Source organism: Rhodococcus sp. DMU1 (genome assembly GCF_012272955.1).
GTDB lineage: Bacteria > Actinomycetota > Actinomycetes > Mycobacteriales > Mycobacteriaceae > Rhodococcus > Rhodococcus aetherivorans.
Map to the genome: position 1 here is coordinate 2,606,091 of NZ_CP050952.1, position 25,274 is coordinate 2,631,364.

Sequence of the window (25,274 nt, forward strand, 5' to 3'; positions counted from 1 at the left end):
CCGCTTCTCTCGCCCACGGGGACAGCTTAGGCAAGTCTCACCGCGGATTCATCCGCGTCGCGCAGCCGTGCCCGCCGCCGCAGCGCCCCGGTGATCAGTCCCTGGTGCGGCGAGAAGAGGTAGGCCACCGTGAACACGACGGCCTGCGCCAGGACGACGACACCGCCGGTGGAGGCGTCGGTGTAGTAGCTGACGTACACCCCGGCCGCCGATGTCAGCGCGGCCAGGGTGGGGGCGAGCACCAGCATCCGCGACAGCCGTTCGGTGAGCAGGTACGCCGTCGCACCGGGGATGATCAGCATCGCCACGACGAGGATCACCCCGACGGCCTGGATGGCGGCGACGATGGTGACCGCGAGGAGAGCGAGCAACAGGGCGGACAGCCGGGCCGGGGAGATCCCGAGGGCGTGGGCCTGCCCCCGGTCGAACGCGAACAGGGTCAGGTCGCGGCGCTTGGCGATCAGCACGACGAGCACCACCACCGCGAGGGCGGTGACCTGCCACATGTCCTCGGTGGCCAGGCCCAGCAGGTTGCCGAAGAGCACGTGGTGCAGGTCCACCTGGCTCGGGTTCTTGGAGATCAGGACGACGCCGAGGGCGAACAGCGTCGTGAACACCACGCCGATCGCGGCGTCCTCCTTGACCTTGGTGGTGCTGCGCACGAGCCCGATCAGGGCGACGGCGGCCCCGGCGAACAGCAACGCGCCCAGGGCGAACGGTGCCCCCACCAGGTAGGCCAGCACCACCCCCGGCAGCACGGCGTGGGAGACGGCGTCGCCCATCAGCGACCAGCCGATGAGGACGAGCCAGCAGCTGAGCAGGGCACACACGACCGTGGCGGCCACCGCGACGACGAGCGCACGCTGCATGAAGCCGTACTGCAGCGGTTCGACGATCAGTTCGACGAGGTTCACCGCGCCTCCTGGGGAACGTAAGGGGTCGGCACCAGCGGGTCGACGCCGAAGGCGCGGGCGAGGTTCTCCGGCCGGAGCACCTCCTCCGGGGCGCCGTGCACGAGGATGCGACGCTGCAGCAGCGCGGCCTCGTCGCACAGCGTCGACAGCCCGGCGAGGTCGTGGGTGGCGACGAGGACCGTGTGCCCGGAGCCGGCGAGGTCCCGGATCACGCCGGTCAGCGCCGCCTCGGTGCGCTTGTCCACCCCGGCGAACGGCTCGTCGAGCAGCAACAGGGGAGCGCCCTGGGCGATGGCGCGGGCGACGAAGACCCGCTTGCGCTGACCGCCCGAGAGCTGCCCGATCTGCCGCTGCTCGTAGCCGGCCATGTCGACGCGTTCGAGCGCGGCCCGGACCGCGGCGTGGTCGGCAGGCCGCGGCCGGCGCAGCCAGTTCTGGTGGCCGTAGCGGCCCGTCATCACGACTTCGCCCACGCTGATGGGGAAGTCCCAGTCGACGGCCTCGCTCTGCGGCACGTACGCGACGGCTCCGGCCTTACGGGCGGTGACGGTGTCGGCGCCGCCGATGGACACGGTGCCGGCGCTCGGCCGCACGATGCCCATGATCGCTTTGAAGAGGGTCGACTTGCCCGAGCCGTTGGTGCCGACGAGCCCGCACACCCGGCCGGTGGTGAGGGTCAGGTCGACGCCGTCGAGCGCGGTGACGGTGCGGTAGTGCACGCTCAGGCGGGAGACGGCCAGTGCGGGAGCGGGTGTCGCGGTCATGGGCGCAGCCCTTCGGTGATGGTGCGGACGTCGTGCCGGAGCAGCTCGAGGTAGGTCGGCACGGGGCCGTCCGGCTCGGAGAGCGAGTCGACGTACAGGGTTCCGCCGAACCGGGCACCGGTGTCCTCGGCGACCTGCCGCTGGGCCTTGTCCGAGACGGTGGACTCACAGAACACGGCGGGCACGGCGTTGGCCCGGACGAAGTCGACCGTACGGGCGATCTGCTGGGGGGTGCCCTGCTGGTCGGCGTTGACCGCCCACAGGTACGCCTCGCTCAGGCCGGCGTCGCGGGCCAGGTAGCTGAAGGCGCCCTCGCAGGTGACCAGCGCTCGGTGATTCGGCGGCAACACGGCCAGGTCGGCGACGAGCTGTTCGTGCACCGCCTGCAGTTCGGCGCGGTACGCCGCGGCGTTGGCGGCGTAGTCGGAGGCGTGCTCGGGGTCGAGCTCGGCGAACGCGGCGGCGATGTTGTCGACGTACGTCTGGGCCGCCAACGGGGACATCCACGCGTGCGGGTTGTGCCGCCCCGCGTAGGCGTCCTCGCCGATCGGCAGCGGCGGCACGCCCTCGCTGAGGACGGCGTGGGCGGCGTCGGTGTCGGCGAGGAACTGTTCGAACCAGCGCTCGAGGCCCAGTCCGTTGTCGAGGACGAGGTCGGCCCGGGTGGCGTAGCGCAGGTCGCCCGGAGTGGGCTCGTAGCCGTGGACCTCGGCCCCGACCTTGGTGATCGACTCGACCCGCAGGTGTTCCCCGGCGACGTTGCGGGCCATGTCCGCGAGCACCGTGAAGGTGGTCAGCACCAGGGGGCGGTCGTCGTCGGAACTCTGCGCCGAGCTGCAGCCCGCCAGGATCGCCGTGGCCGCGAACGCCACGGCGATTTTGCGGAGTCCAACGAAAATGTTCGGCATGCCGAAATTATGGCGGTGTGCCGTCGGCGTTGTCCATGCGACGCCCCGGGCGAGCCGGAGATGACCGTCCGGCCGCCGGGTCGTAGGCTGCGCTTGTGCAGAGATGGCGAGGTCTCGACGAAATTCCCGCGGATTGGGGTCGTTGTGTCCTGACGATCGGGGTGTTCGACGGTGTGCACCGCGGGCACCAGCAGCTGATCGCGCGGGCAGTGAAGTCGGCGAAGGAGCGCGGCACAGCCAGCGTCCTGATGACGTTCGACCCGCACCCGATGGAGGTCGTGCGGCCGGGCAGTCACCCGGCGCAGCTCACGACCCTCGCGCGGCGGGCAGAACTGGCCGAGGAGCTCGGCATCGACGTCTTCTGCGTCATGCCGTTCACCCCCGAGTTCATGAAGCTGTCCCCGGAGCGGTACGCCCACGAGATCCTCGTCGAGCGACTCCACGTCGCCGAGGTCGTCGTGGGCGAGAACTTCACCTTCGGCAAGAAGGCCGCCGGCAACGTCGACCTGCTGCGCACCATCGGCGAGCGCTTCGGCTTCGCCGTTCAGGGCCTGACCTTGCTCAGCGAACATGCGGTGACGTTCTCCTCCACCTACATCCGCTCGTGCGTCGACGCCGGCGACGTCGCCGCCGCGGCCGACGCGCTGGGCCGCCCGCACCGCGTCGAGGGCGTCGTGGTGCACGGGGACGGCCGCGGCCGCGATCTCGGCTTCCCCACCGCGAACGTCGCGCCGCCCATGTACTCGGCCATCCCCGCGGACGGCGTCTACGCCTGCTGGTTCACCGTCCTCGGCCCGGGCACCGGGGGGCTCGGCACCGTCACGCCGGGGGAGCGGTACCTCGCGGCGGTGTCGGTGGGCACCAATCCGACCTTCTCCGGGCGCACCCGCACCGTGGAGGCGTTCGTCCTCGACGAGGAGGCCGACCTGTACGGCCAGCACGTCGCGGTCGACTTCGTCGAGCGGCTGCGCGGCATGGAGCGGTTCGAATCGGTGGAGGCGCTCATCTCGGCGATGCACCGCGACGCCGAGCGGGCCCGCGAGGTGCTCGAGCGCACTCGCGGCTAGGGCCGTTCCGGTCCGGGCCCCGCCCGGATCGGGGACAATTCCCGGTGTGTCGATACGTCAGTGGCGACACGCGCGCCTGACCTGGGCGGACGCCGCGAACTATCACGAGTCGAAATCGGACCGGCCGACCGACTGGTCCGCCTTCGTCGTGTTCGACGAGCGGGACGGTGCGATCCGCGGCCCCGAGGACGCGTCCGCTCACCTGCGCTCCCGGGCGCATCTGCTGACCGTGCTGGACCGGCGGATCGTCGAGGCGCCCGGCCGGCTGGACTATCCGTACTGGGTGCGGGCGCAGCTGCCGCCCGAGGAGCGCATCGAGTACCACGAGTGGGCCGGCGGCTCGTTCACCGCGTGCATCGACGCCATCGCCGACCTGTGCGCGGACCCGCTGGACGTCCGGCGGCGCGCGTGGCGCATGCACGTCTTCGTCGCGGTGTCCGACCCGGACGATCCGGGCGCGACCGTGACGGTCGTCGTGCTGCAGGTCAGTCACGCCGTGATGGCAGGCTCGGCGCTGCCCGCCTTCCTCGGCGCGCTGTTCGGCGCGGACGGGCAACCGCTGCGCGTTCCCGGCCTGCCGCCGGCCGCGGCGCGACCGCAGCACGTCGCCGCAGCGGTCTCGGGTGTGGCGCGCTTCGCCCGCTGGTACCTGCGGCTCGGCTACCTGACGCTCGGCGCTGTCCTGGTGCGGCGCGCGGCGTCGGCGCGGTCCGCGGACGCCCCGACGGTCCCGTCCCCGGCGGCGCGGCCCGCAGCGGTGCTCGCCGGGGCGCCCGGGCCCGACCGGGTGATCCGGATCGTGCGGCCCGACCTGGGCAGTCTCGTCGGCCGGACCTACACCGTGACGGCCATGGGCCTGGCAGCGGTGTCCCTCGCGATGCAGCGCTACTTCGGCGAGCGCGGCCGGCCCGTCGTCGGCGCCCACGTCGCGGTTCCGGTCGCGGTCGGCGCGGCCGGTGCCGCGCTGGGCGTCAATCGGCTGACCGCCGCGATCGTTCCGTTGTGTACCGAGGTCGCCGATCCCCGCGACCGGGTGGCGGCCGTGGCCGACGCGCTCGCCGGCGAACGGCGGGTCGCGACGTCCCCCGAGGTGCTGCACCGCCTCGCGGGTGCGGGCGCGGTGCCGTATCCGCTGTACCGCCGGGCGGCGGACCGGCGCGACCGTGCGGCGGCGGCGGGCGGGTTCGCGGCACCCGCCGAGACCGCGGTCACCAGTGTCGACTGTGGCGCCGACACCGGCTGGACCTACCACGGCGGAACGTTCCGTTTCGTCGCGGGCATCCAGTCCCTCCGCCCGGGGATGGGTCTGGTGCACTCCTTCAGCCGGGCCGGCGAAGCGTTCGCCGTCACGGTCATGAGCTCGCCGCTGCTGATGCCGGATCTCGATCGGTACGCGACCCTCCTCGAGGAGGCGTTCGCCGAGGTGATCGAAGCCACCGGAGGCCGCCGATCCGGCACCGGATCCCGCGGCTGAGGGTGGCCGGGGCCGGCACCTGCCCCTCTGGTACGCTCATCCGCTGGTGTGTGCTGCGGTTCGCGGTGGCCGCACCGACGGGCATCGGCCCGTTCCACGAAGCGCGCGGACGTCATCGATCAGGAGTATCCCAGTGGCATTGACCACCGAGCAGAAGAAGCAGATCCTCGGCGAGTACGGCCTCCACGAGACCGACACCGGATCGCCCGAGGCGCAGGTCGCGATGCTCACCAAGCGCATCCAGGACCTGACCGAGCACCTGAAGCAGCACAAGCACGACCACCACTCCCGCCGCGGCCTGCTGCTGCTGGTCGGTCGTCGTCGCCGGCTGCTCAAGTACGTCGAGAAGGTCGACGTCAACCGCTACCGTTCGCTGATCCAGCGTCTGGGTCTGCGCCGATAGGAGCGCGGCGAAGCGACGACGCGATCTGCGTTCGCTGATCTTTCCGATAGCCAACGAGGCAATGCTTAGACTGAGCCTCGTTGGCTATCGGTGTTTGGCCGCTGCGCGGCCGGAGGTGGGTGACGTGCCCACCGGACACCGGCAGCGGCACCCGCGGACGGCGACACCGCCCGCGGAACCGTATGCACCGACGGTGTCGGTCTTCGGTAGTGACCTTCCGGACCCGGTCCGGACGGTTTCGATCGACGACCGCCTCCGCACGCTCGGCCCGTGAGACGCGGGCACGGGCGATCGGTGCGCAGCCGCAGCCACGAGGGTTGTGGCGCCCGCGCGGGTACGGCGAAGACGAGAGGGAAGAGAAGAGTAGAGATGACCAGCAATTCAGCAGTCGAGGTCGACGAGGGCGTGTTCGAGTCCGTCGCAGTCCTCGACAACGGGTCCTTCGGCACCCGCCAGATTCGTTTCGAGACCGGCCGCCTCGCCCAGCAGGCCGCCGGCTCCGTCGTCGCGTACCTCGACGACGAGACCATGCTGCTGTCGGCGACGAGCGCCAGCAAGCAGCCCAAGGAGCACTTCGACTTCTTCCCGCTGACGGTGGACGTCGAGGAGCGCATGTACGCCGCGGGCCGCATCCCCGGCTCGTTCTTCCGTCGCGAGGGCCGGCCCTCCACCGACGCGATCCTGACCTGTCGCCTCATCGACCGGCCGCTGCGCCCGTCCTTCGTCGACGGCCTGCGCAACGAGATCCAGGTCGTGGTGACGGTGCTCAGCCTGAACCCGAACGACCTGTACGACGTCGTCGCGATCAACGCCGCGTCGGCGTCCACCCAGATCGCCGGCCTGCCGTTCTCCGGCCCGGTCGGCGGCGTGCGGGTCGCGCTGATCACCTCCGAGGAGAACAAGACCGGCCAGTGGGTCGCGTTCCCGACGGTCGAGCAGCTCGAGAACGCCGTGTTCGACATGGTGGTCGCGGGTCGCATCGTGGGTGGCGGCGACAACCCCGACACCGCCGACGTCGCGATCATGATGGTCGAGGCCGAGGCCACCGAGAACGTCGTCGAGCTGGTCGCCGGCGGTGCGCAGGCGCCGACCGAGACCGTCGTCGCCGAGGGTCTCGAGGCCGCCAAGCCGTTCATCGCGCGGCTGTGCGTCGCCCAGCAGCAGCTCGCCGCCGCGGCCGCGAAGCCCACCGGTGACTTCCCGCTGTTCCCGGCCTACGAAGCCGACGTGTACGAGGCCGTCGAGGCCGCCGCGTCGACCAAGCTGGCCGAGGCGCTGACCATCGCCGGCAAGCAGGAGCGCGACGAGCGGACCGACGAGGTCAAGGTCGAGGTCCTCGAGCAGGTGGCCCCCAACTTCGAGGGCCGTGAGAAGGAGATCGGCGCGGCGTTCCGCTCGCTCACCAAGAAGCTGGTCCGCCAGCGGATCCTGCGGGACAAGTTCCGCATCGACGGCCGCGGCATCACGGACATCCGCGCCCTGTCCGCCGAGGTCGCGATCGTGCCCCGGGCCCACGGCTCGGCGCTGTTCGAGCGTGGCGAGACCCAGATCATGGGTGTCACCACGCTGGACATGGTGAAGATGGCGCAGCAGATCGATTCGCTCGGTCCCGAGACCAGCAAGCGGTACATGCACCACTACAACTTCCCGCCGTACTCCACCGGTGAGACCGGCCGCGTCGGCTCGCCGAAGCGCCGCGAGATCGGCCACGGCGCCCTCGCCGAGCGGGCCCTGATCCCGGTCCTGCCCAGCCAGGAGGAGTTCCCCTACGCGATCCGTCAGGTCTCCGAGGCGCTCAGCTCGAACGGCTCCACCTCGATGGGCTCGGTGTGTGCCTCGACGCTGTCGCTGCTCAACGCCGGTGTGCCGCTCAAGGCCCCGGTCGCGGGCATCGCGATGGGCCTGGTCTCCGACGAGGTCGACGGTGAGACCCGCTACGTCGCGCTGACCGACATCCTCGGCGCCGAGGACGCGTTCGGTGACATGGACTTCAAGGTGGCCGGCACGAAGGATTTCGTCACCGCGCTGCAGCTCGACACCAAGCTCGACGGGATCCCGTCGCAGGTGCTCGCCGGGGCGCTGTCGCAGGCGCACGACGCCCGCGCCACCATCCTCGAGGTGATGGCCGAGGCCATCGAGACCCCGGACGAGATGAGCCCGTTCGCGCCCCGGATCACCACCATCAAGGTCCCGGTCGACAAGATCGGCGAGGTCATCGGCCCCAAGGGCAAGATGATCAACTCGATCACCGAGGAGACCGGCGCGAACATCTCCATCGAGGACGACGGCACGGTGTACGTCGGTGCCGCCGACGGCCCGTCCGCGCAGGCCGCGATCGACAAGATCAACGCCATCGCGAACCCGCAACTTCCGAAGGTGGGCGAGCGCTTCCTGGGCACCGTGGTCAAGACCACGGCGTTCGGCGCGTTCGTCTCGCTGCTGCCGGGCCGCGACGGCCTGGTGCACATCAGCAAGCTCGGCAACGGCAAGCGCATCGCCAAGGTCGAGGACGTCGTCAACGTGGGCTCGAAGATCCGCGTGGAGATCGCCGACATCGACAACCGGGGCAAGATCAGCCTGGTGCCGGTGCCCGACGAGGACACCGCCGACGCTTCGGGCGAGACACCCGCGGCTCCGGCCGAGTCCGGCGACATCGCCGAGAGCTGACACTCGGCCTCCGACCGCCCGCGTCTCCGTCTGTCCTTCGGGTGGACGGGGCGCGGGCGGTCGCGCGTCCTCCCGCCGGTGCGGCGCGTGCTACGGCCCCCTGGTGTCGTCCGGGTGCCGGCGCCCGACAACAGTCCGAGTTCCCGCGCCCGCACCACCGCCTGGCGGCGACTCGTGGCACCGAACTTGCGGTACAGAGACTTCAAATGTGCCTTGACGGTGTTCACGGACACGAAGAGCTCGTCGGCGATCTCGGCATTGCTCATCATGGTGGGCAGGAGCAGGAGGACAGCCCGTTCGCGATTGGTCAACGGCTCGAGCAGTTGCGGAGCCTCGGATCGGTCGGCAGTCCCGCCCAGCTTGCCGACCAGCATCGAGACGAATTCGTGGTGGGCGTCGTCGACGCGGTTGTGTCGTTCCAGCAGTGCTCGAACCCGGTCACCGGCCAGTAGAAACGGCCGTGCGATTCCTTCGGGTGCGGCCACCGCGAGGGCATGTGCCAGGGCAACCTCGGCTTCGCCCTCCCCGCGTAGCCGGTCGTGTGCGAGTGCGGCCAGCAGCCAGGCATCGACGGTGGGCCCGTTGTCGATCGGCGCTCCCCCGAGCAGCGGTGCCACCAGTTCCAGGCATCGGCGCGGTTCGTCCGTCGCCAGGTACGACCGCGCCAGAAGGACCACACGGTGCGCACCGGGGCGCGCGAGGTCCGGTGGTCCCTTTTCGGCGGACAGCAGCGCCGCAACCTCGTGGGCCCGTCCTTCGGCCAGCAGAATCTCTGCCTCGACGAGTTCGTACCACTCGGCAAGGAAGCGCGGGATGACCCAGTCGGACATGCGCTGCCGCAACTGCCCCAGGTGCGCCCGTGCCGCCGGCGGGTTGTCCGCCGAGAGAGCGAGCCGTGCCTGTACGAGCTTGAAGCTGGTTTCGGTGTAGCGGTCGCGGAACTCGCCCAGGCTCGTGTGTCCCCGCTCAACCGCAACCGAACAGGCCTCGATGTCCGCCTCGAGCAGGCGGATCATGGACTCGGCCAGCAGCACCGTGGCCGACGGCGGCAGGAAGGTCCATCCCAGCTCGTCGGCGACGGCCAGCCCGAGATCGACCTCTCTGCGTGCCGCCCGCAACCGGCCGGCCATCGCCATGAGCACGGCTGTGTTGCCGTGCAGATGCAGCGCGAGTACCGGAGTCATCGCCGACCTGGCGGCCAGCGCCGATATCGTGGACGCGAGCATCGCCTCGGCGGCGTCGAGTTCTCCGGACCACAGCTTTCCCATCGCGAGGACGGTGCCGGCGGCGATCCGGTACACGGGCGCGGCCGGCATGTCCGCCGGTGAGACCCCCTCGAGTTGTCGGATCGCTTCTCGTGCGGCACCGACCTGCCGCGACGGATCTGCCTTCATCCAGGCGAGCACCGCATCGAGAGTGACAAGGACCGTCTCGGTGAGCCGCGCGTCGGCGGGCGGGAGAGGATCGAGCAACTCGCGGGCGCGGGCCATGTGGGTGGCGACGCCGACCGGATCGTACTCCGCATACGCGGCGACCGCGGCGGCCGCCGCCACCTCGGCATGCCCCCCGACCAGGTCGGCGGGTGCGTCCCGCAGCAGTGCCACCAGCGCCGGACGTTCCGGACCCAGGATCTCTGCTCCCGCCGCTCGCAGGACGAATCGGGCAAGTCCGAGCCAGTCCTCGGCGGCGCGCAGGTGGCGCGCCGCCTCGAGGAGTTCGCCGTGGTCTGCGAACCACCGGGCGGCACGCCGGTGCAACACGCGGCGGCGCTCGGGATCCTGGGTCTTGAGGCGGTGTCGCAGCAGGTCTCCGAATAGTTGGTGATAGCGGTACCACGCCCGCCGGTGGTTCAACGCGACGACGAACAGGTTGTCCCGTTCGAGCCGGACCAGAAACTGCTGGCCGTCAGTACGCCCGGTCAGGGCGTCGGCCAGTTCGGCGGAAATCCGTCCTACGACGCACGTGTCGAGCAGGAACCGGCGCAGTGCCGGATCCTGGTTGGCCAGCACCTCTTCCGCGAAGTAGTCGGCGACCGACCGTTCGTCCCCCGCAAGTGCCTCCACGGTGGCCTCCACATCGTTCGAGGTCCGGAGCGACAGGGCCGCGAGCCGCAGGCCGGCCGCCCATCCCTCGGTCTTGGCGAGGAGGGTCTGCATCTGAGCGGGTTCGAGGATGACATCGTGGTCGGCCAGAAGCTGTTTCGCCTCGGCGGCATCGAACCGCAACGCTTCCGAACGGATCTCGGTCAGCTGACCGCTCAGGCGGAGTCGTTGCAGTGGCAACGCCGGATCGCTGCGAGTGGCGATCACCAGTCGCACGTTGCCGAGCCCCCTGCGGACGGCCGCCGCGAGCGACTGCACGGCCGGCGTCCCGGCGAGCAGATGCATGTCGTCCAGCACCAGGACGACGGGATGGGGAAGGCGGCCACACGCATCGGCGAACACGGAGACGAACCGGGGGTCGAAACTGGGTGGGACCCGCATCGTCGCCAGCAACGAACCGGCGGGGAACCCGCCGACGGCGCGGAGCGAGTCCAGGACCCGGCTCCAGAACTGCGTCGGTTCGGCGTCCTCACATTCCACCGAGAGCCATGCCACAGGCCCGGGGTGTGACGCTGCCCAGGATGCCAGCAACAGCGTCTTGCCCGACCCGGCCGGCGCCGACACGAGCACGGTGCCGGCGTTCACCCCGTCTTCGAGGATGCGTTCGAGACGCGCGCGCCGCACCACCCGGCCGGGAAGCCGAGGCACGAGGGAGCGCACCATCGACAACGTGGGAGCATACTCGTCCTGCGTGCCGGCCGGTGGCCCCGTCATGGGGCGAGAGTAGTCCTGCGCGGCGGCCGGTGCCCTCGTCATGGGACAAGTTCGGTGATCCGCGGTGAACGGACGCGGATCGGAAGCCGGGTCACGCGCCCGGCGACCCGGTGACGGATCGACCGCGCTCCGGCGCCCGCGACGGTTCCTCCGCCGCGCGGTCGGACCCGGGAACGGTGTCGTTCCCGTAGTCGAACATCGCGGTGATCCGGGTCTTGATCTCTTCGGTGGTCATCGTGCCGGTCGGGGTGAGGCCACCCGCGGCCTGTCGTGTCCTCATGGGGTCCTTCACGAGTTACTGGTAGAGGTCGTCGAGTGCCGAGGGTCGGGTCAGGCCCGGATCATCAACGCGGCGGACGCCAGGGCCGCAGTCGTCGCCGCCGCAGTGAGGACGCCGGCGAGAACGGAGCCGGTGTACGCTCCCACGGGTGCCGAGGCGACCGCTGCGGCGCCGAGGACGATGGCGGGAATCGGCAGCGGCCAGGGCATGTCGTGGCCGGACGCCCCGACCCTGCGTGATGTCGCGTTCTGCGAGCGGGTCCGGACGGTGGGGCGAGTATGTGCGGTCATCGTCGATCCACTTCGTTCGATCGGGACGCGGGTACGCCTGACATTTGGCCGCGAGTGACTCCGCGGTCGATTCCGACGGTAGGTCGCGCCCCTGTGCGGCGCCTCACCCCTGGAGGGTGAAACCGCAGGCCGAGGGTGAATATCCGGCCGCGAACAGGAGAGGAGCACCCGTTCCTGCCGCGGCTCCGGGCGGAACGGACCGTCGGCATTTTTCCTCGAATTCACCCCGCGTGCGCGTGTCGATGATTCGCTGGAGCCGTGACAGCTTCAGCGGGTGTTACCGGAACGCGGCGGAGCTCGAACCTCGCGCTGGCAACGTGGGTCTCGGCGATCAACTTCTGGGCATGGAACATGATCGGCCCCTTGTCCACGACGTATGCGGGCGACCTCTCGCTCAGCAGTACGCAGGCCTCGATCCTCGTCGCGACGCCCATCCTCGTAGGATCTCTCGGGCGCATCGTGGTGGGCTCGCTCACCGATCGTTACGGCGGCCGCGTCATGTTCATCGCGATCTCGCTGGCCTCGATCATCCCGGTGCTCGCTGTCGGTGTGGCCGGCAGCGCAGGCTCCTACCCTCTGCTGCTCGTCTTCGGCTTCTTCCTCGGCATCGCCGGAACGATCTTCGCGGTGGGTATCCCGTTCGCGAACAACTGGTACGAAGCGTCCAGGCGGGGCTTCGCGACCGGTGTCTTCGGGGCCGGCATGGTGGGGACGGCCCTGTCCGCGTTCTTCACTCCGCGGTTCGCACAGTGGTTCGGGCTGCTGGCCACCCACGTCATCGTCGCCGCGGCGCTCGCCGTCACGGCGGGGGTGTGCCTCCTCGTGATGCGTGATTCGCCGCAGTTCCGCCCGAACACCGACGCGGTCGCGCCCAAGCTTGCTGCTGCGCTGAAACTCCCCGTGACCTGGGAGATGTCGTTCCTCTATGCGGTGGTCTTCGGTGGCTTCGTGGCCTTCAGCAACTACCTCCCCACCTACATCAAGACGATCTACGGTTTCTCTGCTGTCGACGCCGGCGCGCGGACAGCGGCCTTTGCTCTGGCCGCAGTGCTGGCCCGGCCGATCGGGGGTGCCCTGTCCGACCGCATCGCCCCGAAGTACGTCGTGCTCGTGTCGTTCGCCGGGACGGCAACGATGGCCGCGATCGCGATCACCCAGCCGCCGCCGGATGTGTGGTCCGCGGCGACGTTCATCCTGCTCGCGATCTTCCTCGGCATCGGCACCGGTGGTGTCTTCGCATGGGTGGCGCGCCGCGCGCCCGCCACGTCCGTGGGATCGGTCACCGGCATCGTTGCGGCTGCCGGCGGGCTCGGCGGGTACTTTCCGCCGCTCGTCATGGGCGCCACCTACGACTCCGTCGACAACGACTACACCGTCGGTCTGCTGCTGCTCGTGGCGACCGCGCTCATCGCGCTCGTCTACACCGCGGTGAAGCTGCACGCGCACGAGTCCGTGCAGGCCGACAGCCGCTGACGATTCCGTCCCGAAGGAGTGCATGTGACCATCCACCACACCGGCGGCCCGGTCGAGGACCTGCTGCGGCGCAGCGGGCGGTTCTTCGTCCCGGGTGACGCCTCCGACGACGGCCGGACCGTCACCCGCCGCGGCGGACGCGAAGGCGACATCTTCTACCGGGACCGGTGGAGTCACGACAAGGTGGTCCGGTCCACCCACGGCGTCAACTGCACCGGTTCGTGTTCGTGGAAGATCTACGTCAAGGACGGGATCATCACGTGGGAGACGCAGGAAACCGACTACCCCACGGTGGGGCCCGACCGCCCCGAGTACGAACCGCGCGGCTGTCCCCGCGGCGCTGCGTTCTCGTGGTACACGTACTCGCCGACGCGGGTGCGCTACCCGTACGCCCGCGGCGCGCTCGTCGAGATGTACCGCGAGGCCAGGGCGCGGCTCGGCGATCCCGTTCTGGCGTGGGCCGACATCCAGGGCGATCCCGAACGGCGCCGCCGTTACCAGCGGGCCCGCGGCAAGGGCGGCCTGGTCCGGGTGACGTGGGCCGAGGCGACCGAGCTGATTGCGGCGGCGCACGTGCACACCGTCCGGGAATACGGCCCCGACCGGGTGGCCGGCTTCTCGCCGATCCCCGCGATGTCGATGGTGTCCTTCGCTGCCGGTTCCCGGTTCGTCGAGCTGATCGGCGGCGTCATGACGTCCTTCTACGACTGGTACGCCGACCTTCCCGTCGCCTCTCCGCAGGTGTTCGGGGACCAGACCGACGTGCCCGAATCCGGCGACTGGTGGGACGCGGCCTACCTCATGATGTGGGGATCGAACGTGCCGGTCACGCGCACACCCGACGCGCACTGGATGGCCGAGGTCCGCTACCGCGGCACGAAGGTCGTGACCGTGAGTCCCGACTACGCCGACAACACGAAGTTCGCCGACGAATGGATGCCGTGCGCGGCGGGCACCGACGGCGCGCTGGCGATGGCGATGGGCCACGTGCTGCTGACCGAGTTCTACGTCGAGCAGCGGGTCCCCTTCTTCGTCGACTACGTCCGGCAGTACACCGACCTGCCGTTCCTCGTGAAACTCGAGGAACGCGACGGCCGGCTCGTCCCGGGCAAGAACCTCACCGCGGCCGACCTCGGTCGGGACGTGGAGAACGCGGCGTTCAAGCCGGCGCTGCTCGACGGTGCGACCGACACCGTGGCGGTTCCGCACGGTTCGCTCGGCTACCGGTACGGCGACGACGGCATCGGCAAGTGGAACCTCGATCTGGGCGACCTCGTGCCGGCACTGACCGTCGCGCATCCCGGCGGCATCGCCGGCGAGGACGCGGTGACGGTGCACCTGCCGAGCTTCGACACGGTCGACGGGCACGGGGCGAGCATCGAGCGCGGAGTGCCGGTGCGGCGCGTCGGAGGACACCTGGTGTGCACCGTGTTCGACCTCATGCTTGCGCAGTACGGCGTCTCCCGTCCGGGCCTACCGGGCGTGTGGCCGACCGGCTACGACGATCCCGCCGTCCCCTACACCCCGGCGTGGCAGGAAGGCATCACGGGAGTTCCCGCCGCCCAGGCGATCCGGATCGCGAAAGAGTTCGCGCGCAACGCGGAGGAATCCGGCGGCCGGTCGATGATCATCATGGGTGCCGGCATCTGCCAGTGGTTCCATGGTGACGCGACCTACCGGGCGGTGCTGGCGTTGCTCCTTCTCACCGGGTCGATGGGCCGCAACGGGGGTGGCTGGGCCCACTACGTCGGGCAGGAGAAGTGCCGGCCCGTCACCGGCTGGGCTGCGATGGCGATGGGCACCGACTGGAGCCGGCCGCCGCGGCAGATGGCCGGTACGTCGTACTGGTACGTCCACACCGACCAGTGGCGCTACGACGGGTACCGCGCCGACGCGCTGGCGAGCCCGCTGGGCCGCGGCCGGTTCCGGGACAAGCACACGATGGACGTGATGACCTCCGCGGTCGCGATGGGGTGGACCCCGTTCTACCCGCAGTTCGACCGCAACACCCACGAGATCGCCGACGAGGCGCGGGCTGCGGGCGTGGGCATCCCCGCGTACGTCGCCCGGAAACTCGCGAGCGGCGAGGTGAAACTGTCGGTCACCGACCCGGACAACCCGCGCAACTGGCCGCGGGTGCTCAACGTGTGGCGGTCCAACCTGCTCGGCTCGTCCAGCAAGGGCAACGAGTACTTCCTGCGGCACCTGCTCGGGACCGACTCGAACATCCAGGGCGTGCCGACCGGTCCGGACCTGCGCCCGCACGACGTCGCCTGGCCGGACGACCTGCCCGAGGGCAAGCTCGACCTGCTGATGTCGATCGACTTCCGGATGACGTCGACCACGCTGTTCTCCGACGTGGTGCTGCCTGCCGCGACGTGGTACGAGAAGGGCGACCTGTCGAGCACCGACATGCACCCCTACATCCACGCCTTCAGTCCCGCGATCGACCCGCCGTGGGAAACGCGTTCCGACTACGAGGCCTTCGGCGCCATCGCGAAGGTGTTCAGCGCGCTGGCGGCGAAGCACCTCGGAACCCGCACCGACATCGTGCTCGGCACACTGCAGCACGACACGCCGGGCGCGATGGCGTATCCGTCGGGCACGGAGAAGGATTGGCGCGTCACCGGGGAGGTGCCGGTGCCGGGCCGGACCATGGGCCCGCTCGCGGTGGTCGAACGGGACTACACCGCGATCGCCGACAAATGGTCGACCCTCGGGCCGCTCGTCGACACCCTCGGCCTGACCACCAAGGGCGTCACGACACGTCCGGTGCAGGAGGTCGCGGAGCTCGCCGCGACGTTCGGTGTGATGAATTCCGGTGCCGGGGAAGGCCGCCCGGCGGTCACGAGCGCCGAACGGATGGCCGATGTCATCCTCGCGCTGTCGGGCACCTCGAACGGCCGGCTCGCCGTCGAGGGCTTCCGTGAACTCGAGAAGCGCACCGGCCGCCGGCTCGTGCACCTCGCCGAGGGCAGCGAGGAACGCCGCATCACCTACGCAGACACCCAGGCCCGGCCGGTCCCGGTGATCACCAGCCCGGAATGGTCCGGCAGCGAGACCGGCGGGCGCCGCTACGCGCCGTTCACGGTGAACATCGAGGAACTCAAACCGTTTCACACGCTCACCGGCCGCATGCACTTCTACGTCGATCACGACTGGATCGAGGAACTCGGCGAGCAGTTGCCGACCTACCGTCCGCCGCTGGACATGTCGCGCCTGTTCGGCGAGCCCGCCGTGGGCAGCGGCGACGGCGTCGGACTGACCGTGCGGTACCTCACCCCGCACTCGAAGTGGTCGATCCACTCCGAGTACCAGGACAACCTGTTCATGCTGTCCCTCTCGCGGGGCGGTCCGACCATGTGGATGAGCCCGGGGGACGCGGCGAAGATCTCGGTGCGTGACAACGACTGGGTCGAGGCCGTCAACCGCAACGGCGTCGTGGTGTGCCGCGCGATCGTCTCGCACCGCATGCCCGACGGCGTCGTGTACGTCTACCACGCGCAGGAACGCACCATCGACGTGCCGCTCACCGAGACCACCGGCACCCGCGGCGGCATCCACAACTCGCTCACGAGGATCCTGATCAAGCCCACCCACCTGGCGGGTGGCTACGCGCAGACGTCGTTCGCGTTCAACTACCTCGGCCCCACCGGAAATCAACGCGACGAGGTGACGGTCGTACGCCGCCGGTCGCAGGAGGTCACGTACTGATGTCGACGCCCACGACCACGATCCGGGAAGCGAGGCCGGCATGAAGGTGATGGCCCAGATGGCGATGGTCATGAACCTCGACAAGTGCATCGGCTGCCACACGTGCTCGGTCACCTGCAAACAGGCCTGGACCAACCGCTCCGGCACCGAATACGTGTGGTTCAACAACGTCGAGACCCGGCCCGGCCTGGGATATCCCCGTATGTACGAGGACCAGGAACGCTGGCGCGGCGGATGGATCCGCGACCGGAACGGCCGGCTGCGGCTGCGCGACGGCGGCCGGTGGAACAAGCTGTTCCGGATCTTCTCGAACCCGAAGATGCCGGCGATCGGCGACTACTACGAACCGTGGACCTACGACTACGAGAACCTCACCACCGCGCCGCTCGGCGACCAGATCCCCGTGGCGCCGCCGCGCAGCCTGATCAGCGGCAAGCCGATGAAGGTCGAATGGTCGGCGAACTGGGACGACGACCTCGGCGGCTCGCCGGAGATCGTCCCCGCCGACCCGGTGCTGAAGAAGGTCGGCGAGCAGGTCCGGCTCGAACTCGAACAGACCTTCATGTTCTACCTGCCGCGTATCTGCGAGCACTGCCTGAATCCGTCGTGCGTCTCGTCGTGCCCCTCGGGAGCGATGTACAAGCGTGTCGAGGACGGCATCGTTCTCGTCGACCAGGACCGCTGCCGCGGCTGGCGGATGTGCGTGTCCGGCTGCCCCTACAAGAAGGTGTACTTCAACCACAAGACCGGCAAGGCCGAGAAGTGCACGCTGTGCTATCCGCGCGTGGAGGTAGGCCTGCCCACCGTGTGCGCGGAAACCTGCGTGGGCCGGCTGCGGTACATCGGGCTCGTGCTCTACGACGTCGACCGGGTGCTCGAGGCCGCGTCCGTCGAGGACGAGAAGGACCTCTACGAGGCACAGCGGCAGGTGCTGCTCGACCCCCACGACCCGGAGGTGATCGCCGGCGCCCGCGCCGAGGGCATCTCCGACGAGTGGATCGAGGCCGCCCAGCGGTCGCCCGTGTACGCGCTGATCAACACGTATCGGGTTGCGCTGCCGCTGCACCCGGAGTACCGCACGATGCCGATGGTCTGGTACGTGCCGCCGCTCTCGCCGGTCGTCGACGCCGTGACCCGCGACGGCCACGACGGCGAGGACATCGGGAACCTGTTCGGTGCGCTCGAATCGCTGCGCATCCCGATCGAGTACCTGGCGGGACTGTTCACGGCGGGCGACACCGACGCCGTCGAAGCGGTGCTGCACCGGCTCGCCGCGATGCGCTCGTACATGCGCGACATCAACCTGGGCCGGGATACGCGGCCGGACATCCCCGACGCCGTCGGCATGACCGAGGAGCAGATGTACGAGATGTACCGATTGCTCGCCCTTGCCAAGTACGACGAGCGGTACGTGATCCCGACCGCCTACGCGGCCGAAGGCCACCAGCTCGAGGAATCCGCCACCGACTGCGCGTTGTCGTTCGAGGGCGGCCCCGGCATGTACGACTCCGGGCCGTTCGGCGAGGCCAGCGGAGGTCCCGTTCCCGTCGCGGTGGAAACCTTCCACGCGCTCCGGCAGCGGCAGACCTCCGAGGGGATGGCGGCGAACGCGTCGAATCCCTCCCGCGTGAACCTGCTCAACTGGGACGGCAAGGGCGTGCCCCAGGGCCTGTTCCCGGCCGGGCATCGAGTCGAGAACCGGGGGAGCGGGCGATGAGGGGGCTGCTGCGCCGTGGCGCGCGCGACACCGCATCGCGGCACCTGCAGCACCGGCTGATCCGGCAGGCGGCGTCGCTGCTGCTGGCGTACCCCGACGAGCGACTGCCGTCCCGTCTCGCGACCGTCGACCGGCTTCTCGGGCACATCACCGGGGAACCGGCGGAGCTGCTGGGCCGGACCCTCGCCGCCCTGCGCGACGGCGATCCCTTCGCCGCGCAGGCCGACTACGTCGACACGTTCGACATGCGCCGGCGCTCGACGATGTACCTCACGTACTGGACCGGCGGCGACACCCGCAACCGGGGCGCGGCGATCCACGCGTTCGCGCAGGCCTACCGCGACGCCGGCGCGGAGCCGCCGCCCGGGGAGGCGCCCGATCACCTCCCGGTGGTGCTCGAATTCGCCGCGACCGTCGACCCGGACGCGGGGGAGCACCTGCTCGCCGCGCACCGCATCCCGATCGACGTGCTCCGGGTCGCGCTCGGCGAACGCGATTCCCCGTATGCGGCGGCGATCGAGGCGGTGTGCGCGACGTTGCCCCCGGTCGGCGATCAGGAAGAGCGCCGCGCCCGGCAGCTCGCGGAGGCCGGGCCGCCGGCCGAGGCGATCGGCCTCGAACCGTTCACCCTCACCGTCCCACCGCGCCGGACCGCAACCGTCTCGGCCCAGACCCGAGCCGAAGGAGTCGACTGACCATGTCCGCAGGGGAGATCTTCTGGGACGTCGTGCCGTACGTCACCATCGCCGTGGTGGTCGTCGGCACGTGGTGGCGCTACCGCTACGACAAGTTCGGCTGGACCACCCGCTCGTCGCAGCTCTACGAGAGCAAGCTGCTGCGCATCGCCAGCCCGATGTTCCACTTCGGCATCCTCGTGGTGATCGTGGGGCACGTCATCGGTCTGCTCATCCCGCAGTCGTGGACCGATGCGATCGGTCTGAGCCAGCACGCGTACCACGTGCAGGCGGTGACGCTGGGCACCGTCGCCGGGATCGCCACCCTCGTCGGGATCCTGTTGCTGATCTACCGCCGCCGCACCCGCGGACCGGTCTTCATGGCCACCACCGCCAACGACAAGCTGATGTACGTGGTGCTCGTCGCCGCGATCGTCGCGGGACTCGCCACGACCCTGATGGGCTCGGGTGTGGTGGGGGAGGAGCACAACTACCGCGAGACCGTCTCGCCGTGGTTCCGCTCCATCTGGATCCTGCAGCCGCGCGGCGACCTCATGGTGCAGGCACCCCTGTCGTTCCAGCTCCATGCGCTGATCGCCCTGGCCCTGTTCGCGCTGTGGCCGTTCACCCGCCTGGTGCACGCCTTCAGCGCACCCGTCGGATACCTGTTCCGCCCCTACGTGGTCTACCGCAGCAGGGACGTCGCCCCCAAGGGGCAGCTGGTCGGGTCGCGGCCGCACCGCCGCGGGTGGTGACCGGAAGGGGTGCGCGGCGGCGCGTGTAGTGTGAGATGTTCCGTCCAGCACACCCACTCGCCTGTAGGACCGTCGAACATCTTCATGGCCGCCACCCGCCGCTCCGCCGCCGCTCCGTCCGCCGCCGTTTCGTCCGTCGTCGCCTCCGCGTCGGCACCCACCGAGCCCGACTCCGGGGTTCGGCGCACCCACCTGCCCGGGGGGCTCCGCGTCGTCACCGAGCACGTGCCCGGCGTGCGCTCGGCCGCCGTCGGCGTCTGGGTGGGCGTCGGCTCCCGCGACGAGCAGCCCTCCGTCGCCGGTGCCGCCCACTTCCTCGAGCACCTGCTGTTCAAGGCCACCCCGACCCGGACCGCGCTCGACATCGCCGAACTCGTCGACGGGGTCGGCGGCGAGCTCAACGCGTTCACCGCGAAGGAGCACACCTGCTTCTACGCCCACGTGCTCGACGACGATCTGCCCCTGGCCGTCGACCTCGTCGCCGACGTCGTGCTGCGCGGCCGTTGCCGCAGCGCCGACGTCGACGTCGAACGGCAGGTCGTCCTCGAGGAGATCGCAATGCGCGACGACGATCCCGAGGATCTGCTCGGCGACGCGTTCCTCACCGCCCTGTACGGCGACCACCCGATCGGCCGTCCGATCATCGGCTCGGTCGAATCGATCGAGGCGATGACCCGCACCCAGTTGCACTCGTTCCACGTGCGGCGGTACACGCCGGACCGCATGGTCGTCGCCGTCGCCGGCAATGTCGATCACGACCACACCGTGGAACTGGTCCGTCGCGCGTTCGCCGGGCACCTCGACCCCGCCACGACCGCCGCCCCGCGCCGCGAGGGCAGTCTCCGCCTGCGTACGACGCCGACGCTGAGCATCACCGACCGCGACGGCGAGCAGGCCCACCTGGCGGTCGGCGTGCGATCCTTCGGCCGCCACGACCACCGGCGCTGGGCGCTGTCGGTGCTCAACACCGCCGTCGGCGGCGGCTTGAGCTCACGGCTGTTCCAGGAGATCCGGGAGAAGCGCGGCCTCGCCTACTCGGTGTACTCGGGTGTGGACACGTTCGCCGACACCGGCGCGTTCTCCGTCTACGCCGGCTGCCAGCCCGAGAACCTCGGTGAGGTCGCCGCGCTCGTCCGCGAGGTGCTCGCCGATGTCGCCGAGAACGGCGTCACCGAGGCCGAGTGCGCCCGCGCCAAGGGTTCGCTGCGCGGGGCTCTGGTCCTCGGCCTCGAGGACACCGGGGCCCGGATGAACCGGATCGGACGCAGCGAACTGAGCTACGGCACGCACTGGAGCGTCACCGAGACGCTCGAGCGGATCTCGTCGGTGAGTGCGGCGGAGGTCCGCGCCGTCGCCGCCGAGCTGCTGCACCGGCCGTTCGCCGCGGCCGTCGCCGGACCGTACCGCCGGCCCCGGGACCTGCCCGCCTCGGTGCGCGTCCTCGTCGCGTGACCGCGGGCTGAGCACGGTCGAGGTCGTCCGGTTGCGTAGGCTGCTGCGGGACGGCGATCGGACGAGGAAGCGTGGAGAGTCAAGTGAACGCAGCAGCAATTCGGGTGGGTGTGCTCGGCGCCAAGGGCAAGGTCGGGCAGGCGATCTGCGCGGCCGTCGAGGCGGCCGCCGACCTCGAGCTCGTTGCCGCGGTCGACCGGGGCGACAGCCTCGACGACTTCGTCGCCTCCCGGGCACAGGTGGTGGTGGACTTCACCCACCCCGATGTGGTGATGGGCAACCTGCAGTTCCTCGTCGAGCACGGCATCCACGCCGTCGTCGGCACTACCGGATTCGACGACGCACGACTGGACCGGGTCCGCGGCTGGCTGGCCGCGCAGCCGGAGGTCGGCGTCCTGATCGCGCCGAACTTCGCGATCGGTGCCGTGCTGTCGATGCGCTTCGCGCAGGCCGCCGCGCGGTTCTTCGACTCCGTCGAGGTCATCGAGCTGCACCACCCCAACAAGGCGGACGCGCCGTCGGGCACGGCCTACCGCACCGCGGCGCTCATCGCGCAGGCCCGCACCGCGGCCGGTGTGGGCCGCAGCCCCGACGCCACCAGCACCGAACTCGAGGGTGCCCGCGGCGCCGACGTGGAGGGGGTGCGGGTGCACTCCGTGCGTCTGGCCGGGCTCGTCGCACACCAGGAGGTGTTGCTCGGCACCCAGGGCGAGACCCTGACCATCCGCCACGACTCGATCGACCGGTCCTCCTTCGCGCCCGGCGTGCTGCTCGGCGTGCGCGAGATCGGGGGCCGGCCCGGCCTCACCGTCGGCATCGACCCCCTCCTCGACCTGTGAGGGGCGACCTGGTCAAGGTCCTCGCGCCGATCGCCTTCATCGTCGTCGCGCTGGGGTTCTACTTCGTGCTGCTCGGCGGGCGCGGGCTCGAACTGGTGCGCTCCGGCAACGCCGCGGCCGTCGGGCTCGGCATCGGCGTGCTGCTGCTGCCGTTGGTGGGCGTGTGGATCGTCTACGCCACCGTGCGGGCCGGTTTCCAGCACCAGCACCTGTCCCGGCGGATCCACGAGGAGGGCCTCGAACTCGACGTGCGCGACCTGCCGCGCCGGCCGTCGGGCCGGATCGACCGCGACGCCGCCGACGCCCTGTTCGCGCGGGTCAAGAAGGAGTGGGAGGCCGACCCGGACAACTGGCGCAACTCCTACCGTCTCGCCCGCGCGTACGACTACGCCGGCGACCGCGGCCGGGCCCGGGAGACCATGCGCCGGGCCGTCGCGCTCGAGAAGCTCGAGCGCCCGCAGTCCGCCGATTGATCATGCGCCCCGGCGTCGAGCGAATGTATCGTTCATCTCCTCAGCGGTAGCGGGCGATACATTCGCTCGGTCCACGCCCCGGCCGAAGCCTGACCGCGGTTGCGGTTGTCGTTGCGGGGCAGGGACACCGATCGGTCGGCGACGTACCCTGCAGGGTGTGAACGAGGCCCCCGCCGACGGTGAGCGCACTCTGCTCGTCGTCCACCACACTCCGTCCCCGTCGACCCGCGAACTGCTCGAGGCGGTGCTGGCCGGGGCGCGTGACCCCGACATCGTGGGCGTGCGGGTGCGGACGGTGCCGGCGCTGGGCGCGACCGTGCCGGACGTGCTCGCCGCCGACGGTTACGTGTTCGGCACCACCGCGAACTTCGGATACATGTCGGGGGCACTCAAGCACTTCTTCGACACCGTCTACTACCCGTGCCTCGACGCCGTCGCGGGCCGGCCGTACGGGTTGTGGGTACACGGCAACAACGACACCGCGGGCGCCGTCGCCTCGGTGCGCAAACTCGTCACCGGGCTCGCCTTGGCGCAGGTCACGGAGGATCTCGAGATCACCGGGCCGATCGACGCAAAGGTCCGTGAACGCTGCTACGAACTCGGGGCGACCGTCGCGGTGTCCGTGTCGGAGGAGTGCTGACCGTCCGGGACGTCGCAGGCACCGGACACCGCGCGGTGCGTCAGAGCTGCTGCTCGACGAACTTCGTCAGGCCCCGCTCGGCGGTCTCCATCGCCATCTTCTGCGCCTTCTTGACCATGAAGCCGGGCAGCGGGATCTTCGGATCGATCGTGAGGGTGAAGTCGACGCGGGTGCCGCTCTCGGTGGCGGTGAGGGTGTAGGTGCCGTTCTGCTGGTGCTGCTGGTGGCTCTCGACCAGGGTCCAGGACATCGATTCGTCGCCGTTCCAGTAGTAGTCCACCACCTGCTCGTCGTGGAGACCGATGATGGAGACGGTCATGCGCACGCGGTGCGGGCGGCCGTCCGGGTGGGTGGTCTCGACGACGACGGTCTTGTGGGGCCCGGACCACTCCGGCAGCCGGTCGACCGCGGCGATTCCCGCCATCACGCGACCCGGGTCGGCCTTGATCTCGAAACTGCTGGAACTGCTGACGGCCATGGGCTCACTTCCTCGTCTTTCGGGTGACGTGCGTCGGCAATGTACCGCACGGCCTCCCGCTCAACCGTCCTCGCGCTCGGACGGTTCCGACGTAGCGGACGGGCCGGGCCCGGTCTCCTCGGCGCGACGCGTCGCGGCGCGCTCGTCGGCGCGGCGCTGATACCGCATCTGCTCGCGCAGCGCCCCCTGGACGGCCTGCGACACCCACGAGTTCAGTGACACGCCGTTCTGGGCCGCCGCCTCCTCGGCGCGTGCCTTGATCTGCTCGACGAGGCGCAGCGTCACCCGGCTGATGTCCCCGGTGACGTCCTCGAAAGTCGTTGCGGTGCCTGTGGTTTCGGTGGGCGCATCCGTGTGCACCTCGAGCACCGCCGCGCTGCCGTCGAGACGCACGGTGACCACCCGGTCGCCGAGCTCCTTCGAGACCTCCGCCGCCATGTCCGACAGTGCCCGCAGCACGGCCAGGCGGGCGGGCGCGGCGACCGCTGTGGCGAGGGCTGCCGCGGTCCGGCGGGTCTGTTCGTCGCCGAGCTCCGCGGCGGCGACGAGGGACTCGGTGATCGCGTCCAGGTACGGGTCCAGGTTCATGACGCCATACTGATGTCAACGATGATGTCAGTCAAGACGTCAACACGCGGCCCGCGTCCGGTGCCGCCCGCGGCGGCGCTACGGTTCGACTGGATCGACAACCTGGAGGAGAACCGATGGCGCCCGAGCCCGTCACGCTGAAGGTCAGGCTGGTGGCCAAGACCGAGTTCGTCCCGCCCGCCGACGTGCCCTGGGAGACCGACGCCGACGGCGGGGAGGCACTCGCCGAGTTCGCCGGCCGGGCCTGCTACCAGAGCTGGTCCAAGCCCAACCCGCGCACGGCCACGAACGCCGGGTACCTACGCCACCTGCTCACCGTCGGGCACCTGTCCGTGCTCGAGCACGGTTCGGTGAGCTTCTACATCACCGGCATCTCCCGGTCGTGCACCCACGAACTCATCCGGCACCGGCACTTCTCCTATTCCCAGCTGTCCCAGCGGTTCGTCCGCGGCAGCGACGCGCCGGTCGTGGTCCCGCCGGCCGTGGCGGGGGATCCGCGGCTCGAGGAACTGTTCCTCGCCGCCGCCGAGTCCAGCCGGGCCGCGTACATCGAACTGCTCGACGCGCTCGACGCGAAACTGTCCCACCTGCCCGAGGGGCCGATCCGCGCGAAACAGGCCCGCGAGGCCGCGCGATCGGTGCTGCCCAACGCCACCGAGACCCGCGTCGTCGTCACCGGCAACTACCGGTCCTGGCGGCACTTCGTGGCCATGCGCGCGACCGAGCACGCCGACGTCGAGATCCGCCGCCTCGCCGTCGAGTGCCTGCGTCAGCTGCAGGACGCCGCGCCGAACATCTTCGGCGACTTCACTATCACCCGCCTGCCCGACGGCTCCGAGGTCGCCGCCAGCGCCTTCGCCGCCGACACCTGACCGGCAGGTGTGTGTG

The 25,274-nt window shown here is 70.3% G+C and carries 22 protein-coding genes and 2 pseudogenes; 15 read left to right on the plus strand and 9 right to left on the minus strand.

Going from position 1 to position 25,274, the window contains the following annotated elements:
- Nucleotides 1–26: 26 nt before the first annotated feature.
- Genes HFP48_RS12245 through HFP48_RS12255 form a run of 3 tightly spaced genes read right to left on the minus strand, consistent with a single transcriptional unit; the run spans nt 27 to nt 2,586 of the window.
- Nucleotides 27–914: a metal ABC transporter permease gene (locus HFP48_RS12245; protein WP_006948325.1), complete on the minus strand. Its 888-nt coding sequence runs from the start codon at nt 912–914 to the stop codon at nt 27–29.
- Nucleotides 911–1,678, minus strand: a complete 768-nt coding sequence (locus tag HFP48_RS12250) for a metal ABC transporter ATP-binding protein (protein ID WP_168579557.1) — start codon at nt 1,676–1,678, stop codon at nt 911–913. Before HFP48_RS12250 ends, HFP48_RS12245 begins: the two co-directional genes overlap by 4 nt.
- Nucleotides 1,675–2,586 (minus strand): metal ABC transporter substrate-binding protein, encoded by a 912-nt coding sequence (locus HFP48_RS12255; protein WP_006948318.1) that lies wholly within the window; start codon nt 2,584–2,586, stop codon nt 1,675–1,677. Before HFP48_RS12255 ends, HFP48_RS12250 begins: the two co-directional genes overlap by 4 nt.
- Nucleotides 2,587–2,681: 95 nt before the next feature.
- Between HFP48_RS12255 and HFP48_RS12260 the strand changes: the two genes are divergently transcribed.
- From HFP48_RS12260 to HFP48_RS12275, 4 genes are all read left to right on the plus strand, one after another.
- The gene (locus tag HFP48_RS12260; protein WP_006948316.1) at nt 2,682–3,653 is read left to right on the plus strand and encodes a bifunctional riboflavin kinase/FAD synthetase; all 972 of its coding nucleotides are present in this window, start codon (nt 2,682–2,684) and stop codon (nt 3,651–3,653) included.
- 46 nt (nt 3,654–3,699) lie between these two features.
- The gene (locus HFP48_RS12265) at nt 3,700–5,127 is read left to right on the plus strand and encodes a wax ester/triacylglycerol synthase domain-containing protein (RefSeq protein WP_168579558.1); all 1,428 of its coding nucleotides are present in this window, start codon (nt 3,700–3,702) and stop codon (nt 5,125–5,127) included.
- 133 nt (nt 5,128–5,260) lie between these two features.
- Complete coding sequence (gene rpsO, locus HFP48_RS12270; protein ID WP_003935677.1) at nt 5,261–5,530, plus strand: 30S ribosomal protein S15; 270 nt, start codon at nt 5,261–5,263, stop codon at nt 5,528–5,530.
- Between the two features lie 369 nt (nt 5,531–5,899).
- Nucleotides 5,900–8,197, plus strand: coding sequence for a polyribonucleotide nucleotidyltransferase (locus tag HFP48_RS12275; RefSeq protein WP_043798228.1), 2,298 nt, complete (start codon nt 5,900–5,902; stop codon nt 8,195–8,197).
- A 206-nt stretch (nt 8,198–8,403) separates the two neighbouring features.
- Here the strand turns inward: HFP48_RS12275 and HFP48_RS31570 are convergent.
- Nucleotides 8,404–9,591: pseudogene (locus HFP48_RS31570) on the minus strand (LuxR C-terminal-related transcriptional regulator); the annotation flags it as partial.
- Here HFP48_RS31570 and HFP48_RS31575 point away from each other — a divergent pair.
- Complete coding sequence (locus HFP48_RS31575) at nt 9,538–10,014, plus strand: hypothetical protein (RefSeq protein ID WP_246872587.1); 477 nt, start codon at nt 9,538–9,540, stop codon at nt 10,012–10,014. The pseudogene HFP48_RS31570 and the gene HFP48_RS31575 overlap by 54 nt on opposite strands.
- A gap of 576 nt (nt 10,015–10,590) precedes the next feature.
- Here HFP48_RS31575 and HFP48_RS32160 read toward each other — a convergent pair.
- The 3 genes and pseudogenes from HFP48_RS32160 to HFP48_RS12290 form a co-directional block, all read right to left on the minus strand.
- Nucleotides 10,591–11,055 (minus strand): annotated as a pseudogene (locus HFP48_RS32160) (helix-turn-helix transcriptional regulator); the annotation flags it as partial.
- Nucleotides 11,056–11,104: 49 nt separating this feature from the next.
- Nucleotides 11,105–11,293, minus strand: a complete 189-nt coding sequence (locus HFP48_RS12285) for a hypothetical protein (protein ID WP_168579559.1) — start codon at nt 11,291–11,293, stop codon at nt 11,105–11,107.
- Between the two features lie 50 nt (nt 11,294–11,343).
- On the minus strand, nt 11,344–11,583 hold the full coding sequence (locus HFP48_RS12290; RefSeq protein WP_043798219.1) for a hypothetical protein: 240 nt from the start codon (nt 11,581–11,583) through the stop codon (nt 11,344–11,346).
- 258 nt (nt 11,584–11,841) lie between these two features.
- Between HFP48_RS12290 and HFP48_RS12295 the strand changes: the two genes are divergently transcribed.
- The 9 genes from HFP48_RS12295 to HFP48_RS12335 all read left to right on the plus strand — a co-directional run bounded on the left by HFP48_RS12295 (nt 11,842) and on the right by HFP48_RS12335 (nt 23,320).
- Nucleotides 11,842–13,056 carry a nitrate/nitrite transporter gene (locus tag HFP48_RS12295; RefSeq protein ID WP_080688487.1) on the plus strand — a complete coding sequence of 405 codons (1,215 nt, stop codon included), beginning with the start codon at nt 11,842–11,844 and terminating at the stop codon, nt 13,054–13,056.
- 24 nt (nt 13,057–13,080) lie between these two features.
- Nucleotides 13,081–16,770 carry a nitrate reductase subunit alpha gene (locus HFP48_RS12300; protein ID WP_168579560.1) on the plus strand — a complete coding sequence of 1,230 codons (3,690 nt, stop codon included), beginning with the start codon at nt 13,081–13,083 and terminating at the stop codon, nt 16,768–16,770.
- A gap of 40 nt (nt 16,771–16,810) precedes the next feature.
- Nucleotides 16,811–18,487: a nitrate reductase subunit beta gene (narH, locus tag HFP48_RS12305; protein ID WP_006948304.1), complete on the plus strand. Its 1,677-nt coding sequence runs from the start codon at nt 16,811–16,813 to the stop codon at nt 18,485–18,487.
- Entirely contained in the window at nt 18,484–19,182 is a 699-nt protein-coding gene (gene narJ, locus HFP48_RS12310; RefSeq protein ID WP_006948303.1) for a nitrate reductase molybdenum cofactor assembly chaperone, read from the plus strand. Before narH ends, narJ begins: the two co-directional genes overlap by 4 nt.
- A 2-nt stretch (nt 19,183–19,184) precedes the next feature.
- The gene (narI, locus tag HFP48_RS12315; protein WP_029543309.1) at nt 19,185–19,916 is read left to right on the plus strand and encodes a respiratory nitrate reductase subunit gamma; all 732 of its coding nucleotides are present in this window, start codon (nt 19,185–19,187) and stop codon (nt 19,914–19,916) included.
- Between the two features lie 84 nt (nt 19,917–20,000).
- Nucleotides 20,001–21,368, plus strand: coding sequence for a pitrilysin family protein (locus tag HFP48_RS12320; protein ID WP_029543310.1), 1,368 nt, complete (start codon nt 20,001–20,003; stop codon nt 21,366–21,368).
- Between the two features lie 83 nt (nt 21,369–21,451).
- On the plus strand, nt 21,452–22,207 hold the full coding sequence (gene dapB / locus HFP48_RS12325) for a 4-hydroxy-tetrahydrodipicolinate reductase (protein ID WP_210432823.1): 756 nt from the start codon (nt 21,452–21,454) through the stop codon (nt 22,205–22,207).
- On the plus strand, nt 22,204–22,680 hold the full coding sequence (locus HFP48_RS12330; protein WP_168579561.1) for a hypothetical protein: 477 nt from the start codon (nt 22,204–22,206) through the stop codon (nt 22,678–22,680). The genes dapB and HFP48_RS12330 overlap by 4 nt, the downstream gene beginning before the upstream one ends.
- Before the next feature lie 157 nt (nt 22,681–22,837).
- On the plus strand, nt 22,838–23,320 hold the full coding sequence (locus tag HFP48_RS12335) for an NAD(P)H-dependent oxidoreductase (RefSeq protein WP_168579562.1): 483 nt from the start codon (nt 22,838–22,840) through the stop codon (nt 23,318–23,320).
- Between the two features lie 40 nt (nt 23,321–23,360).
- Here the strand turns inward: HFP48_RS12335 and HFP48_RS12340 are convergent, their stop codons facing one another.
- A complete protein-coding gene (locus HFP48_RS12340) occupies nt 23,361–23,798 on the minus strand; it encodes an SRPBCC family protein (protein ID WP_168579563.1) in 438 nt (145 codons plus the stop codon).
- A gap of 60 nt (nt 23,799–23,858) precedes the next feature.
- Nucleotides 23,859–24,386 (minus strand): toxin-antitoxin system HicB family antitoxin, encoded by a 528-nt coding sequence (locus tag HFP48_RS12345; RefSeq protein ID WP_006948296.1) that lies wholly within the window; start codon nt 24,384–24,386, stop codon nt 23,859–23,861.
- Nucleotides 24,387–24,502: 116 nt separating this feature from the next.
- On the opposite strand from HFP48_RS12345, the gene thyX reads away from it, so the two are divergent.
- Nucleotides 24,503–25,258 (plus strand): FAD-dependent thymidylate synthase, encoded by a 756-nt coding sequence (gene thyX / locus HFP48_RS12350; RefSeq protein ID WP_006948294.1) that lies wholly within the window; start codon nt 24,503–24,505, stop codon nt 25,256–25,258.
- The last annotated feature ends 16 nt before the right edge of the window (nt 25,259–25,274 follow it).